Annotated in this window: 18 protein-coding genes; 10 read left to right on the top strand and 8 right to left on the bottom strand. The window is 57.0% G+C overall.

Annotated elements, in window-relative coordinates:
- Positions 1-2: 2 nt before the first annotated feature.
- Complete coding sequence (locus tag ACYZT4_RS05375; protein ID WP_461985851.1) at positions 3-1016, top strand: aldo/keto reductase; 1014 nt, start codon at positions 3-5, stop codon at positions 1014-1016.
- A 183-nt stretch (positions 1017-1199) separates the two neighbouring features.
- Entirely contained in the window at positions 1200-2081 is an 882-nt protein-coding gene (gene rarD, locus ACYZT4_RS05370) for an EamA family transporter RarD (protein ID WP_461985850.1), read from the top strand.
- A 60-nt stretch (positions 2082-2141) separates the two neighbouring features.
- Here rarD and hppD read toward each other — a convergent pair whose 3' ends face one another.
- Positions 2142-3218 carry a 4-hydroxyphenylpyruvate dioxygenase gene (gene hppD, locus ACYZT4_RS05365; RefSeq protein WP_461985848.1) on the bottom strand — a complete coding sequence of 359 codons (1077 nt, stop codon included), beginning with the start codon at positions 3216-3218 and terminating at the stop codon, positions 2142-2144.
- A 414-nt stretch (positions 3219-3632) separates the two neighbouring features.
- Between hppD and ACYZT4_RS05360 the strand changes: the two genes are divergently transcribed.
- Positions 3633-5168, top strand: coding sequence for an EAL domain-containing protein (locus ACYZT4_RS05360; RefSeq protein WP_461985846.1), 1536 nt, complete (start codon positions 3633-3635; stop codon positions 5166-5168).
- A gap of 233 nt (positions 5169-5401) precedes the next feature.
- On the top strand, positions 5402-5767 hold the full coding sequence (locus tag ACYZT4_RS05355) for a histone-like nucleoid-structuring protein, MvaT/MvaU family (protein WP_461985844.1): 366 nt from the start codon (positions 5402-5404) through the stop codon (positions 5765-5767).
- A 167-nt stretch (positions 5768-5934) separates the two neighbouring features.
- Here ACYZT4_RS05355 and ACYZT4_RS05350 read toward each other — a convergent pair whose 3' ends face one another.
- A complete protein-coding gene (locus tag ACYZT4_RS05350) occupies positions 5935-6459 on the bottom strand; it encodes a DUF4946 domain-containing protein (RefSeq protein ID WP_461988557.1) in 525 nt (174 codons plus the stop codon).
- A 143-nt stretch (positions 6460-6602) separates the two neighbouring features.
- On the opposite strand from ACYZT4_RS05350, the gene gloA reads away from it, so the two are divergent.
- Positions 6603-7124 carry a lactoylglutathione lyase gene (gloA, locus tag ACYZT4_RS05345; protein WP_461985842.1) on the top strand — a complete coding sequence of 174 codons (522 nt, stop codon included), beginning with the start codon at positions 6603-6605 and terminating at the stop codon, positions 7122-7124.
- A 108-nt stretch (positions 7125-7232) separates the two neighbouring features.
- Here gloA and ahpF read toward each other — a convergent pair whose 3' ends face one another.
- The 4 genes from ahpF to galU all read right to left on the bottom strand — a co-directional run bounded on the left by ahpF (position 7233) and on the right by galU (position 12187).
- The gene (gene ahpF, locus ACYZT4_RS05340; RefSeq protein WP_461985841.1) at positions 7233-8798 is read right to left on the bottom strand and encodes an alkyl hydroperoxide reductase subunit F; all 1566 of its coding nucleotides are present in this window, start codon (positions 8796-8798) and stop codon (positions 7233-7235) included.
- Between the two features lie 124 nt (positions 8799-8922).
- A complete protein-coding gene (gene ahpC, locus ACYZT4_RS05335; RefSeq protein WP_461985840.1) occupies positions 8923-9486 on the bottom strand; it encodes an alkyl hydroperoxide reductase subunit C in 564 nt (187 codons plus the stop codon).
- Positions 9487-9855: 369 nt separating this feature from the next.
- Positions 9856-11217, bottom strand: a complete 1362-nt coding sequence (gorA, locus tag ACYZT4_RS05330) for a glutathione-disulfide reductase (protein WP_461985838.1) — start codon at positions 11215-11217, stop codon at positions 9856-9858.
- A 130-nt stretch (positions 11218-11347) separates the two neighbouring features.
- The gene (gene galU, locus ACYZT4_RS05325; RefSeq protein WP_415769266.1) at positions 11348-12187 is read right to left on the bottom strand and encodes a UTP--glucose-1-phosphate uridylyltransferase GalU; all 840 of its coding nucleotides are present in this window, start codon (positions 12185-12187) and stop codon (positions 11348-11350) included.
- Between the two features lie 278 nt (positions 12188-12465).
- Here galU and ACYZT4_RS05320 point away from each other — a divergent pair, with 278 nt between their 5' ends.
- Together ACYZT4_RS05320 and ACYZT4_RS05315 are read left to right on the top strand one after the other, a co-directional pair.
- On the top strand, positions 12466-12654 hold the full coding sequence (locus ACYZT4_RS05320; RefSeq protein ID WP_461985836.1) for a hypothetical protein: 189 nt from the start codon (positions 12466-12468) through the stop codon (positions 12652-12654).
- 144 nt (positions 12655-12798) lie between these two features.
- Positions 12799-13080: a hypothetical protein gene (locus tag ACYZT4_RS05315; protein ID WP_461985834.1), complete on the top strand. Its 282-nt coding sequence runs from the start codon at positions 12799-12801 to the stop codon at positions 13078-13080.
- An 11-nt stretch (positions 13081-13091) separates the two neighbouring features.
- On the opposite strand, the gene ACYZT4_RS05310 is transcribed toward ACYZT4_RS05315, so the two are convergent.
- Both ACYZT4_RS05310 and ACYZT4_RS05305 read right to left on the bottom strand, forming a co-directional pair.
- The gene (locus tag ACYZT4_RS05310; RefSeq protein ID WP_461985833.1) at positions 13092-13322 is read right to left on the bottom strand and encodes a hypothetical protein; all 231 of its coding nucleotides are present in this window, start codon (positions 13320-13322) and stop codon (positions 13092-13094) included.
- A 66-nt stretch (positions 13323-13388) separates the two neighbouring features.
- Complete coding sequence (locus tag ACYZT4_RS05305) at positions 13389-13748, bottom strand: hypothetical protein (RefSeq protein ID WP_461985831.1); 360 nt, start codon at positions 13746-13748, stop codon at positions 13389-13391.
- A 212-nt stretch (positions 13749-13960) separates the two neighbouring features.
- Here ACYZT4_RS05305 and ACYZT4_RS05300 point away from each other — a divergent pair, with 212 nt between their 5' ends.
- The 3 genes from ACYZT4_RS05300 (at position 13961) to alkB (ending at position 15202) form a co-directional block, all read left to right on the top strand.
- Complete coding sequence (locus tag ACYZT4_RS05300) at positions 13961-14263, top strand: DUF1883 domain-containing protein (protein ID WP_461985830.1); 303 nt, start codon at positions 13961-13963, stop codon at positions 14261-14263.
- Positions 14264-14297: 34 nt separating this feature from the next.
- Positions 14298-14468 carry a hypothetical protein gene (locus ACYZT4_RS05295; RefSeq protein WP_461988828.1) on the top strand — a complete coding sequence of 57 codons (171 nt, stop codon included), beginning with the start codon at positions 14298-14300 and terminating at the stop codon, positions 14466-14468.
- Between the two features lie 68 nt (positions 14469-14536).
- Positions 14537-15202: a DNA oxidative demethylase AlkB gene (gene alkB / locus ACYZT4_RS05290; protein ID WP_461985828.1), complete on the top strand. Its 666-nt coding sequence runs from the start codon at positions 14537-14539 to the stop codon at positions 15200-15202.
- Positions 15203-15209: the final 7 nt, after the last annotated feature.

Below are 15209 nucleotides of genomic sequence, written 5' to 3'. Positions count from 1 at the left end.
TCATGAGCTACCGCACGCTGGGTCATTCGGGTCTACAGGTGTCCACTCTGACCCTGGGCACGATGATGTTCGGCGAACAGACCAGTACCGAAGATTCCCTGCGGATCATCGACAAGGCCTGGGATCAGGGCATCAATTTCATCGACACCGCCGACGTCTACACCGCGGGCCGTTCTGAAGAAATTGTCGGTGAAGCGATTGCCGGTAACCGCCATGAATGGGTGCTCGCCACCAAGGTCGGGTTTGGCCCGGTGGACGGCGTGCCGAACCGCAGCGGTTTAAGCCGCAAGCATGTTTTCAATGGCATCGATGCCAGCCTGACGCGTCTGGGCACCGACTATGTCGACATCTATTACCTGCACCGCGAAGACCACAACACGCCGCTGGAGGTTACGGTGTCCGCCATCGGCGACCTGATTCGCCAAGGCAAAATTCGCTATTGGGGTCTGTCGAATTATCGCGGCTGGCGCATCGCCGAGGTCATTCGCGTGGCGGACGCACTGGGTGTCGATCGTCCCGTCATCAGCCAGCCGCTGTACAACATCGTCAACCGTCAGGCCGAATCCGAGCAGATCACCGCCGCGTACAACTACGGTCTTGGCGTGGTGCCTTACAGCCCGCTGGCGCGCGGCGTACTCAGCGGCAAATATGCGCCGGACGTGAAACCGGACGCCAACAGCCGTGCCGGACGCGCCGACAAACGCATTCTGGAAACCGAATGGCGCGTGGAATCCTTGCGCATCGCTCAACAGATCCAGGAATACACCCAGGGTCGTGGCGTGGGCATCGTCGAATTTGCGATCGCCTGGGTGCTGAACAACGGTGCCGTCACCTCGGCCATTGTCGGACCGCGTACCGAAGAACAATGGGACGCCTACACTAAGGCGCAAGCGGTGAAGATCACGGCGCAGGATGAGGCGTTCATCGATTCGCTGGTGATACCGGGGCATTCGTCGACGCCGGGGTTCAATGATGTGGGCCATTTCGTGTCGGGGCGTAAACCCCGTCACGGCTGAACAAACACAATCCTGTGGGCGCGTGGCTTGCCCGCGATGGCATCAATGCGGTTTCAATGACGCACCGCAGCGCCTGCATCGCGGGCAAGCCACGCTCTCACACGATCGGTGTTAATCGGTTGGTCGTCGCGAAAACCACGTATCCTCCGCCCACCGTTTCACGCTCAGTTTCGCGAGGAAAGTTTGTCTAAAGGTATCGCTCTCTCGGTGTCAGCCTCGGTGCTATTTGCCGTCATGTATTACTACACTTCATTGCTCGCCCCGTTGAGCGGTGTGGAAATTTTCGGTTGGCGAATGCTCCTCACCGTACCGTGCATGACCGTGTTCATGGTGGTGTCCGGGGAATGGAAGCGCGCGCTCGAGATCGCCCGGCGAGTCATCGCCCAGCCGAAATTGATGGCCGGCCTGATCGCTTCATCGGCCCTGCTTGGGGTGCAGCTCTGGTTGTTCATGTGGGCGCCGCTCAATGGCTACAGCCTCGATGTGTCGCTCGGCTATTTCCTGTTGCCGCTGACCATGGTCCTGACCGGTCGGCTCGCCTACGGTGAACGCCTGTCCTATCTACAGAAAGTCGCGGTGTTTTTTGCCTGCCTCGGCGTGGTCAACGAGATCTACCAGGTCGGTGGATTTTCCTGGGCGACCTTGCTGGTTTGCGTGGGCTATCCGACGTATTTCATCGTGCGCAAACGCCTGTCGGCAGACAATCTGGGTGGTTTGTGGCTGGACATGGCATTGATGCTGCCCGTGGCCTTCTGGTTCGTGCAAACGGGCGATCAAGGTTTCGGGGTGTTTGATCAGCATCCATGGCTGTCGTTGCTGATCCCGATTCTCGGCGTGATCAGTGCCTCGGCGCTGGTGATCTACATCATCGCCAGCCGGCTGTTGCCTTTCAGCCTGTTCGGACTGCTGAGTTATGTAGAGCCGGTGTTGTTGCTGGGCGTTGCGTTACTGCTCGGGGAGAGCATCAAGGCCGGGGAATGGCTGACGTATATTCCGATCTGGATGGCGGTGCTGGTGTTGATGTTTGAGGGGTTCAAACATCTGGTCCGGCAGCGCAAACCCTAAGATCACACAAAACAATGTGAGAGCAGGCTCGCTCCCACAGTTTTTTACAGCGCTAATGGTTTAGTCAGTGGACAAAACTCCACGACGAACCTGATCGCGTTCGATCGACTCGAACAATGCCTTGAAGTTGCCTTCGCCGAACCCATCGTCGCCTTTACGCTGGATGAATTCGAAGAACACCGGGCCCATCAGGGTTTCCGAGAAGATCTGCAACAGCAGGCGCCTGTCGCCCGACTCGGACGAACCGTCCAGCAAAATCCCGCGCGATTGCAGTTGGTCGACCGGCTCGCCGTGGTTCGGCAAACGGCCTTCGAGCATTTCGTAGTAGGTTTCCGGCGGCGCGGTCATGAAGCGCATGCCGATCGTCTTCAGACGATCCCACGTGTCGATCAGGTTATCGCTGAGAAAAGCAACGTGCTGGATGCCCTCGCCGTTGAACTGCATCAGGAACTCTTCGATCTGCCCGGCGCCCCTGGAGGACTCTTCGTTCAACGGGATGCGGATCATGCCGTCCGGTGCCGTCATCGCTTTGGAGGTCAGGCCGGTGTATTCACCCTTGATGTCGAAGTAGCGGATTTCACGGAAGTTGAACAGCTTCTCGTAAAAGTTCGCCCAGTACGCCATGCGCCCGCGATACACGTTGTGGGTCAGGTGATCGATGATTTTCAGGCCGGCGCCAACCGGATTGCGGTCAACACCTTCAATGAACACGAAGTCGATGTCATAGATCGAGCTGCCTTCGCCAAAACGGTCGATCAGGTACAGCGGCGCGCCGCCAATGCCTTTGATCGCAGGCAAATTCAGTTCCATCGGGCCGGTTTCGATATGGATTGGCTGGGCGCCAAGTTCCAGGGCCCGGGCGAACGCCTGCTGCGCATTCTTGACCCGGAACGCCATGCCGCACACCGACGGTCCGTGCTCCGCCGCGAAGTACGAGGCGACGCTGTTGGGTTCATTGTTGAGGATCAGATTAATCTGGCCCTGGCGATACAGGTGCACGTCTTTGGAGCGGTGGGTCGCGACTTTGCTGAAGCCCATGATCTCGAAGATCGGCTCCAGGGTATTGGGGCTCGGCGATGCGAATTCGATGAATTCAAAGCCCATCAGGCCCATTGGGTTTTCGTATAAATCTGCCATGGTTGGCGCCTCATCATTATCGGGTCAATTAACGGATCGTTAGTTGCTGGCAATGCTGAGACCGGCGGGTGGCGCGCAGGAGATGCCCCGCACGCTGCGGGCGAGGAAGTCACCGTAGATCAATTGAAACCCAAAACTCTTCATTGTCGACCCAAAGCTATTGCGGGCGATGCTTCTGATTCCAGAAACGATTATTCTTGTATGCGTAATTCGATTCTACACAGCGTAAACAGGTTTGTCCGCCTTCAGTATCAAATCCCCTTTTTCCCTGCTCGCGCAAGGGGTTTGAGCGACATGAGCGGCCATGGCCATCTATCATGGCGACAACCGAACTCTTTTTGGGAGGCGAGCCGTTGCCCTGCCAGCATTTGAGAGCCCCTCTTCATTGTGTTTTCATCGTGACAGGTTTCGCAAATGCCCCTGACTGCCAAAACCCGCCGCACCCGTGGCACCCGAATCGTTGTGACCGTCCTGAGCTGCGCCCTGCCGATACTGTTGGGATTTGCCATTCTTTATGTGCAGGCCGGACGCGCGCTCGAACACAGCACCCGAGTGACCGCCGAAGAAGCCGTCCGCCAGTTCGACCTGATGCTCGACAACACCGCCCAAGCCGCACACGAGCTGCTGCCGCTGGCCGGCCAACGCTGCGACGACGTCAAACTGGCCTTGCGCGAGCAGGTCACCCGTCGCCCTTTCGTACGCTCGACCAATCTGGTGTGGGACAACAACGTCTATTGCAGTTCGTTGTTTGGTGACGTTCAGGAGAAAGTCAACGCCGGCGACTACACCCAGGGCAAGTTGTGGCTGAGGAATGGCAACCCGGTGACGCCCAATACCGCGCTGCTGGTGTATCGGCTCAGCGAAGGGCAACAGGGCGCGCTGACCACCGTCGACGGTTATCACTTGAGCAACGTGCTGCGCCTGATTGGACGCCAGACCTTATTGTTGGTACAGGTCGGCCCGAGCTGGCTGTCGGCGGACGGCAAGGTTCACCAGGATGCCCTGCCCACCCTGCCCGTCGCCGAAAGCAAACGCTCCTCCTCGCGCTATGCCTTCACCGTCACGGCGGGTTCTCCCGAGGGTGAGACCTGGCGTTACATGCGCAGCGAGTATCCGCCGCTGTTCAGTTTGTTGATCTTCTTTGGTGTCGTGTCCGGACTGATCGGACATGTCTTGCAGAAACGCTCGTCTTCTCCCAGTCGTGAAATCCAGCGCGCATTGGACGCGGCGGAGTTCGTCCCGTACTTTCAACCGGTGGTACATGGCGCGAGCAAAAAGTGGGCCGGCGCCGAAGTTCTGATGCGCTGGAATCATCCGAAGGAAGGCCTGGTTCGCCCGGATATGTTCATCCCGGTTGCCGAGCACTCGGGCTTGATCGTGCCAATGACTCGCTCGTTGATGCAGCAAACCGCGCAAGTGCTGGCGCCTGTCTCCCCCTCGTTTGACGAGCCGTTTCACATCGGTATCAACATCACCGCCAGCCACTGCAAGGACCTGGAACTGGTCAACGATTGCCGGGCGTTTCTCAATGCTTTTGCGCCGGGCTCCATCAGTCTGGTGCTGGAGTTGACCGAGCGTGAACTGATTGAGCCCACGGCCATTACGCTGCAGTTGTTCGAGCAACTGCACGCGTTGGGCGTGAAGATTGCCATCGACGACTTTGGCACCGGTCACTCAAGCCTGGGTTACTTGCGCCAGTTCAATGTGGACTTTCTGAAAATCGACCAGAGTTTCGTCGCGATGATCGGCGCCGATGCGCTGTCCCGGCACATCCTCGACAGCATCATTGAGCTTTCGGCCAAGCTCGACCTGGGCATCGTTGCCGAAGGTGTCGAAACCGAGGAACAAAGTGACTATCTCACCACCCACGGCGTGAACTTCTTGCAAGGTTATCTGTTTGGTCGGCCGATGCCCGGCGCCGATTTTGTTAATGCATTAATTCAGCATTAACTAACGCCTTTATGCGACGAGACAACGAAATCGCGCACCGATTTGAATCAAAAGACTACTGTTGTTACATGAAGAAAAAGACAGGATTTACTCTTTGCCAATTAACTACTACAATTTTTCATGCCTGCGCTAGATTGGCAGGTGAGCCATTATCACCGAGTCGCTTCAAGGCACTTGGCTTATAGCTTTGTTTGCGGTTGGTATCAGCCAAACACACTATTGGAGTAAAGATATTGTCCAGACTCGCTGAATTTCGTGCAGCTGAAAAGGCCCTTCAAGAGCAGCTCAAGCAGCTGGAATCCCTGAAGAACGATGCCGGGCTCAAGAAAGAAATCGAATTCGAAGAAAAGCTCCAGGGGCTGATGAAAACCTACGGCAAGAGCCTGCGCGACATCGTCGCCATCCTCGATCCGAACCCGGGAAAATCCGGCCTGCAACAGGCCTCCGCGCCTAAAACCCGCCGCGCTCGCGTGGTCAAGGTTTATCAGAATCCACACACGGGTGAACTGATTGAAACCAAGGGTGGCAACCACCGCGGGCTGAAAGCCTGGAAGGAGCAATACGGTGCTGGCACCGTTGATTCCTGGCTACGCGGATAACTACTCGCGGCGACAAAAGAAGCCCTGCATCAAGTGGGGCTTTTTCATGGATACCTGTTAAATGCAACGATCGCAATCGATCAACTCGCTACTTGCCGTTCAACTTTGTGCTTAATCCGTTCGGGTATCTAAAGATTGCGAAATGCACGACCGTGCAACTCGCCCCACTAAAGTTTCAGGCTGTTACGGGCCGCCGCTATTTCCTCCTGACTCGCCTTATAAGCGTCGGCCTGCCCCGCGTACGAAAAAACATAAGCTTTATCCGCACCCACCGCCGCGACCAATGTTTGCGACAGCACATGCCGGCCGTTTTGGGTAATCGTGCAGGTAGTTTCCAGCGCCGCCAGTCGGCTCAAAGTCGTGGGATGAATTTTATTGCAGACACTTTGATAGCCGCCCTGAAAGAAATCCTTCTGCACCGACTTGCGCATTTCCAGCAACACGCCCTGCACATTCACCTGATGCCCGCTGTCCACCGGGGTCATGGTCAGCTCCATGACCATCACCGGCGTACCGCCCTGATCGTTTTTCACCGCGCGCTGCCGCGACACCTCGGGCTTGGCGTCATCTTGTGGAATCGCTTCAACTTCCCAGCCGTCTGGCCAGGACACAACCGGCACGTCTGCGTGAGCACCAGCAATGCTTGAGAGCAGGCCAACCAGAACGAATAGCGATTTACAGGATCGGATCATTGCGAACAACACTCAGGGATTGAGCCGCAAAGTCTGAGCCTCGCCCGCCTGTGAGGCAATAGCCGACGGTTTGCGTTTGGCGATGCCCGCGCCCTTGCGTATCATTGGCGCCATCGTTAGCCCCACTTATGTCCGGAGGGCCCATGAGCCTGCACGAATTGAACACCTTCCCAGGCGTTACCGCCCAGCCTGAAAGCGCCACCCAGAAATTTGTCTTCAACCACACCATGCTGCGGGTCAAGGACATCACCAAGTCCCTGGATTTCTACACGCGCATCCTCGGTTTTTCGCTGGTGGAAAAACGCGATTTTCCCGAAGCCGAATTCAGTCTGTATTTCCTCGCGCTGGTCGATAAATCCCAGATCCCGGCCGATGCCGCAGCCCGTACCGAATGGATGAAATCGATCCCCGGCATCCTTGAGCTGACCCACAACCACGGCACCGAAAACGATGCGGATTTCGCCTATCACAACGGCAACACCGACCCGCGTGGTTTTGGCCACATCTGCATCTCGGTCCCGGACATCGTTGCCGCGTGCGAGCGCTTCGAAGCGCTGGGCTGCGACTTCCAGAAACGCTTGAACGACGGGCGCATGAAGAGCCTGGCGTTCATCAAGGACCCGGATGCCTACTGGGTTGAAATCATCCAGCCTGCACCGCTGTAACCCACTGTCCCGATTGATCGTTCCTACGCTGGGCGAGGGGACGATCAGCGTTGAGCACAAAAAACCCCATGATCGCTCATGGGGTTTTTGTGTTTTCCGCTTCGGGTTTTACGCCGGAGCCGACGTCCGGATAAGGTGATCGAATGCGCTCAGGGAAGCCTTGGCACCCTCGCCCACCGCAATCACGATCTGTTTGTACGGCACCGTAGTCACGTCACCGGCAGCGAACACACCCGGCAGCGATGTCTCGCCGCGCGCATCGACGATGATCTCGCCACGGGGCGACAGCTCGACGGTGCCTTTGAGCCAGTCAGTGTTCGGCAGCAGGCCGATCTGCACGAAGATGCCTTCGAGGTTGACCGTGTTGAACTCTCCCGAATCGCGATCCTTGTAGACCAGACCGCTGACTTTTTGGCCGTCACCCTTTACTTCACTGGTCAGTGCGCTGGTGATCACGTCGACGTTGGGCAGGCTGAACAACTTGCGCTGCAACACCGCATCGGCGCGCAGTTTGCTGTCGAATTCCAGCAGCGTGACGTGGCTGACAATGCCGGCCAGATCAATCGCCGCTTCAACCCCGGAGTTACCGCCGCCGATCACCGCGACGCGCTTGCCCTTGAACAGCGGACCGTCGCAGTGCGGGCAGAAACACACGCCTTTGGCTTTGTATTCCTGCTCGCCCGGCACGCCCATTTCACGCCAGCGTGCACCGGTGGCGAGAATCAGCGCTCGGGTTTTCAGGCTGGCACCGCTTTCGAAGCGCACTTCGTGCAACTCGCCAGGGTTTTTCGCCGGAATCAGCGCAGTGGCTCGTTGCAGGTTCATGATGTCTACGTCGTATTGCTTGACGTGTTCTTCGAGGGCGCTGGCCAGTTTCGGCCCTTCGGTTTCTTGCACGGAAATGAAGTTCTCGATCGCCATGGTGTCGAGCACCTGCCCACCAAAACGCTCCGCCGCGACACCGGTGCGAATGCCTTTACGGGCAGCGTAGATCGCTGCCGCAGCACCGGCCGGACCACCGCCGACCACCAGCACGTCAAAGGCTTCCTTGGCGCTGATTTTCTCGGCCTGGCGCTCGGCACCGCTGGTGTCGATCTTGGCGAGAATTTCTTCCAGGCCCATGCGACCCTGGCCGAAGAGCTCGCCGTTCAGGTAGATGCTTGGCACGGCCATGATCTTGCGATCATCGACTTCGGCCTGGAACAACGCGCCGTCGATCGCAACGTGGCGAATGTTCGGGTTCAGGACCGCCATCAGGTTCAGCGCCTGGACCACGTCCGGGCAATTCTGGCAGGACAGCGAGAAGTAGGTCTCGAAGCTGAACTGACCTTTGAGCGAGCGGATCTGTTCGATCACTTCCACGCTGGCTTTCGAAGGATGGCCACCGACTTGCAGCAGCGCCAGCACCAGCGAAGTGAATTCATGGCCCATCGGGATGCCGGCGAAACGCAGGTTGATATCGGCACCGGGGCGGTTGATCGAGAACGACGGCTTGCGTGCATCGTCACCCTTGTCGACCAAGGTAATTTGCGCGGAAAGACTGGCGACTTCTTTCAACAGTTCAAGCATTTCCCGGGATTTCGCACCGTCGTCGAGGGATGCAACGATCTCGATCGGCTGAGTGACCCGTTCCAGGTACGACTTCAACTGGGTTTTAAGATTGGCGTCCAACATACGGGCGATTTCCTTTTGAATTCTGTAAAAAAAACGCCCGAGCGAATATCGCCCGGGCGTTTTACAGGGCGGTGCAGCTTACGAGTAGGTGCGGGATTGCGCCCTGATGAAGCGTGTCACAGACTTAGATCTTGCCGACCAGGTCCAGGGACGGTGCCAAGGTGGCCTCGCCTTCCTTCCACTTGGCTGGGCAAACTTCGCCTGGGTGAGCAGCCACGTATTGAGCGGCTTTGATCTTGCGCAGCAACTCGGAAGCGTCACGGCCAACACCACCGTCGTTCAGTTCGACGATTTTGATCAGGCCTTCAGGATTGATCACGAAAGTGCCACGGTCAGCCAGACCGGCTTCTTCGATCAGCACGTCGAAGTTGCGGGAGATGGCGTGGGTCGGGTCGCCAATCATGGTGTACTGAATTTTGCCGATGGCTGGCGAAGTGTTGTGCCAGGCAGCGTGGGCAAAGTGGGTGTCAGTAGAAACACTGTAGATTTCGACGCCCAATTTCTCGAAGGCGCTGTAGTTGTCAGCCAGGTCTTCCAGCTCGGTCGGGCAAACGAAGGTGAAGTCGGCCGGGTAGAAGAACACGACAGACCACTTGCCTTTCAGGTCAGCGTCCGAGACTTTTACGAAGTCGCCGTTTCTGAATGCGTCAGCTTTGAATGGTTTAACTTGGCTGTTGATGATAGGCATCGTTGACTCTCCGTCAGGGGTTAAGAAGTTGATGGAGTGAACTCTACCCACTCGACGGACGGATGACTCATTGGCAAAGTTGATGCTGCTGATGGGTTTTCGCTATTAGCCAGTAGTATTAATAGAATGAAAAGGAATCTAACGCTTCCGTGTAGCAGCTACCAAAGGTGACGTTCGGCTGCGAAGTCGTTGTAAGGTCAAAACTGGCCGAGGCCCATGCAGAGCTTGAGGCGAACATGGCAGGAGCGAGCTCGCTCGCGATGGACGTTAACGATAACGCTTAATGTCAAATGCCCAGCGGCGTCCTTGAGTTTCTCGCGAGCAGGCTCGCTCCTATAAGGATGAACCGCCAGGCACAGACATACCCAATTAGCCCGCGACCGGCGTACGCATGGTGACAAACTCCTCGGCAGCCGTCGGGTGCACGCCGATGGTGTCGTCGAAGTCGCGCTTGGTGGCGCCTGCCTTCAAGGCAATCGCCAGACCTTGCACAATCTCACCGGCATCCGGCCCGACCATGTGGCAACCCAGCACCTTGTCGGTCTTACCGTCCACTACAAGTTTCATCAATGTGCGCTCCTGACAGTCGGTCAGTGTCAGCTTCATCGGGCGGAAACGGCTTTCATAAATCACTACGTCGAGACCAGCCTCGCGAGCTTCTTCCTCCGAAAGGCCGACAGTGCCGATGTTCGGCAAGCTGAACACCGCGGTCGGGATCAGCTTGTAATCCACCGGACGATACTGCTCAGGCTTGAACAAGCGCCGCGCTACCGCCATGCCTTCGGCCAGTGCGACCGGCGTCAGCTGAACGCGACCAATCACATCGCCCAGGGCCAGGATCGATGGCTCGGCGGTTTGATACTGTTCGTCCACTTCGACAAAGCCTTTCTTGTCGAGTTTGACGCCAGTGTTTTCCAGCCCCAGGTTATCCAGCATCGGACGCCGGCCGGTGGCGTAAAACACACAATCCGCCGCCAGCTCACGACCGTCCTTGAGTGTTGCTCTCAGACTGCCATCGGCACGCTTTTCGATGCGCTCGATGTCGGCGTTGAATTGCAGGTCCATGCCACGCTTGGTCAGCTCTTCCTGCAAGTGTTTGCGCACCGCGCCGTCAAAACCACGCAGGAATAGGTCACCGCGATACAGCAACGTGGTTTTGGCGCCCAAGCCATGGAAAATCCCGGCAAACTCGACGGCAATATAACCACCACCCACCACCAGTACGCGCTTTGGCAGTTCTTTGAGGAAAAACGCCTGATTGGAGCTGATGGCATGCTCGTGCCCCGGAATGTCCGGAATCTGCGGCCAGCCGCCAGTCGCGATCAAAATATTCTTCGCGGTAAAACGCTCGCCATTGATCTCGACCGTATTGGGGTCAACGATCTTGGCGTGGCCTTCATGCAACGTCACACCGCTGTTAACCAGCAAGGTCCGATAGATGCCGTTGAGGCGATTGATCTCGCGATCCTTGTTGGCGATCAGCGTCGCCCAGTCGAACTTCGCTTCGCCAGTAAGCGTCCAGCCGAAACCCGAGGACTGCTCGAAGTCTTCAGCGAAATGCGCGCCGTAGACCAGCAGCTTTTTCGGCACGCAGCCAACGTTCACGCAGGTACCGCCCAAGTAGCGGCTCTCCGCCACAGCGACTTTCGCGCCATAACCGGCTGCGAAACGCGCAGCCCGAACACCGCCGGAACCGGCGCCAATCACATAAAGGTCAAAATCGTAGGCCATTTTCAATCTCCTCGGCAGGGCACCAGCATACCCGCCGCCGTTTGTTGGGCAAGCGCTGAAGGCTTTTAAGGGGCGGCAAATGAAAAAGCCACCCGAAGGTGGCTTTTCAATACAAGCAAATCAAGCGCTATCAGTAAGCCTTGCCAGTCTTGTAGAAGTTCTCGAAGCAGAAGTTGGTCGCTTCGATGTAGCCTTCAGCACCACCGCAGTCGAAGCGCTGGCCCTTGAATTTGTAGGCAATTACGCAACCGTTTTTCGCCTGCTTCATCAGCGCGTCGGTGATCTGGATCTCGCCGCCTTTACCTGGCTCGGTTTGCTTGATCAGGTCGAAAATGTCCGGAGTCAGGATGTAACGGCCGATGATGGCCAGGTTTGACGGAGCATCTTCAGGAGCCGGTTTTTCGACCATGTTACGCACGCGGTACAGGTCATCAGCAATCAACTCGCCAGCGATCACGCCGTACTTGTTGGTTTCCTGCGGATCCACTTCCTGGATCGCAACGATGGTGCAACGGTACTGTTCGTACAGTTTGACCATCTGGGTCAGCACGCCGTCGCCTTCGAGGTTGACGCACAAGTCATCCGCCAACACCACGGCAAACGGTTCGTCGCCGATCAGCGGGCGACCGGTGAGGATAGCGTGGCCCAAGCCTTTCATTTCAGTTTGGCGAGTGTAAGAAAACGAGCACTCGTCGAGCAGCTTGCGGATGCCGACCAGGTACTTTTCCTTATCGGTGCCCTTGATCTGGTTTTCCAACTCGTAGCTGATGTCGAAATGGTCTTCCAGGGCGCGCTTGCCGCGACCCGTGACGATGGAGATTTCGGTCAACCCGGCATCCAATGCTTCTTCGACGCCGTACTGGATCAGTGGCTTGTTTACCACCGGCAGCATTTCTTTGGGCATGGCTTTAGTCGCTGGAAGGAAGCGAGTGCCGTAACCGGCTGCTGGGAACAAGCATTTCTTGATCATATGAGTCCTTGAAAGGGCTGTGTGTACGAGTTTCGGCGCAGTCTAATCAGGCGGCGTGCACCTTTCAATGCCCCGCGCTGGCTAACCGATGCCATCATAGAGAAATATTCTCGCGGATAGTTCCGCAGATCGTCCTGGCGCTCTTTATAGATAGCAGAGATTCGACAGTCCGCCGTCAAATCGCTCCCATGCAGGCGCACCACCCTACACCCATCAGCCCCGGCTGGGTGCATTTGGCGCTATCATTGCGCAATTGAACCAGCCAACGAGGCAAATAGATGTCGGAAGCAAAGAGTGTCAACGGGTTCCTGATCAATCAGGCGAAAGACGGCCAATGGTGGGTAGACGGTGTTAGCGGCGAAAATATCGCCGGGCCATTCCCGACCGAAGCGTCGGCGATTGAAGTCGCCTCCGTTCTCGAGCTTGAGCACCCGGCGCCAAAACGCCGCGGCAAGGACAAGTCCTGATCGGATGTCGACTTGCCTTAACAAGCCCTGCCTCGCGCAGGGCTTTTTTTCGCGATGGAGGCCGATGAAGTGGCCTTTCGCTATAACCTTTTGATTTTGGCGCTGTCACAGGCTTAGCCCCATCATCCTGACGACGACCACTCCATGAAAAAATTCTTACCGCTGATTGCATTGCTGGTCCTGAGTGGCTGCGCCACCACAGAAACAACGTACCTCAACAACGGCGAGCAGGGCCTGGCCATCGACTGTTCCGGCGAAGCCAATTCCTGGGCCGCCTGCTATGAAAAAGCCGATGCCTCCTGCGCCGGCACCGGCTATCGAATCGTCGGCACCGACGGCACACCCTCGACCAAGGAAAGCGACAAGACCCTAGGCGTCGATGTCGGCAACTACAAGAACCGCAGCGTTGTGGTCGTCTGCAAGTAAGGCGCCCTGCCCTACAGTTGAATTTCGGCGAATTTGATCCCGAGACCGCGCACGGTCTCGATCAAATCGTCGAGGCGACTGAAGGATTCGACTTCATCGTTGTCATCCACCAGGAAGTAACTGCGCCCGGCGCTCTTCTTGAAAAACACGATCCATTCCCCCAGGTTCGCCGGGTTCTGAATCACATGGGTGGCAGAGATATGTCCTTCTGCCTGGCGCTCCCGTACTTGCTCTCGCTTCATGCCCGACTCCAGAAATGACAAAGCCGCCAATGCGTTGCTTTGACGGCGCTGATTGTCACCAGCTTATCAGCCGGAAATGCACGCAGTGGCGGCATTGCGTACATCGGTCGGGCGCATTGGCACGTTGGACATGCGCTCATGCAGCTTGATGCCGCTGCCACCGGAGCGTTGTTCAATATCAAACACGGCGGCAGGACCCGAGGCGAATTTCCCAGGAACGATGACACGCACGCCTTCCTTTTCCTGCGGCTCGATTTGCAAGGCCCCGCGACTGCTGGCCAGCTTCTCCGCCAGGCATTGTGCGTACTCATGGGGCTTTTTGCCTGAAATCACGTTCATGGTGGGCAGCGTCTCGTTGATTTCCGAAACACCCGCACATCCACTGATCGCCAACGCAAATGGCAAGACCCACAGACCCCACTTCATACAAAACCTCCGATAAAGACCCTCGGACAGCACAAACGCTGGTTTTCTCCGAGGCTCACTGCTTTTCTCGCTCATGGAACGGCGAATAACTGTTTTAAATTGTCAAAGCGCGCCTCAACGATCGGATAATAACCTGTTCGGGCTGATAAACTGCGCCAATCGCCCATGCTATCGTTTTGATTTTGTAGAAAAAGCCCTTCTGGAGGCGCCTCATGAAATTTATCCACCAGCGCGAGCACCTCAATGAAGACGACATTGTCGTCATCCAATGCTCCCAAACGTGCAACATCCGCTTGATGAACGACGCCAATTTCCGCAGTTTCAAGAATGGCGGCCGTCACACTTACCACGGCGGTGCTTTCGACACCTTCCCGGCGCGTATTACTGCACCGAGCACCGGTTTCTGGAACATCACCATCGACACCGTCAACAGCCGGGCAATCAGCGTGACCCGCAAACCGACCCTGACTCACTCGATCAAGATCATCCGTCGCTCCACCACTAAACTGAGCTAAGCGACCTCCGACTCGAACACAAGCAGGTATGACCGTGGCCCAAACGACCAAATACGTTATCAAATACAAGCTTAATGGCGAACGCCGCTTCGAATTCGCTCAGCTTGAAAACGGCACCGAAGCAGAAGCCAAAGCGGCGCTGGACGCCATTCATGGCCAGGGTGAAGACGTCATCAGCGACATCAGTGTCAGTAAAGCGCTGTAACAGGATTCGGAGCGACCGCAGGGAAGCCGCTCCCTTTGGCATCATCTTTCACCACGCGCGATGACGCCATGAAACCGACCACTTTCGATTTGTTCACCGACGCCGAGCCTGAGCAACAACCCCGACGTGATCAGATCGGCGAACAGTCCTGGGTGTTGAGAGGCTTTGCCCTGCCCTGGCTGGATCAGTTGCTGCCCGCACTGGAGGAAGTACTGGCCGCCGCGCCGTTTCGGCAGATGGTCACGCCTGGCGGCTTCACCATGTCAGCGGCCATGAGTTGTTGCGGCACCTGGGGTTGGACTACCGACCGCAGCGGTTATCGCTATACCCGCAACGACCCCCGGACCGACGCCCCTTGGCCGAGGATGCCTGACGTGTTTTTCTCGCTTGCACAAGAGGCGGCGCGCGAAGCCGGTTTTGCTGACTTCGTACCCGATTCCTGCCTGATCAACCGCTATGTGCCCGGTGCGAAGATGTCTTTGCATCAGGACAAGGACGAAGCGTCCTACAGCGCACCGATTGTTTCTGTGTCCCTGGGGTTGCCGGCGATATTCCTGTTTGGTGGTTTTGAACGCAGCGACAAAAGTCAGCGAGTGCCGCTGTTGCATGGCGATATCGTAGTGTGGGGCGGCGTTGACCGTTTACGTTTTCATGGGGTCTTGCCCATCAAGGATGGTCAGCACCCGCAACTTGGTGAACAACGGATCAACTTCACTTTTCGCACGGCTGAATGAACCTTGG

This window comes from Pseudomonas sp. GB2N2 (genome assembly GCF_054897705.1).
The sequence above is the reverse complement of the archived record's forward strand: the minus strand, read 5'-3'. Positions and strand labels throughout refer to the sequence as shown.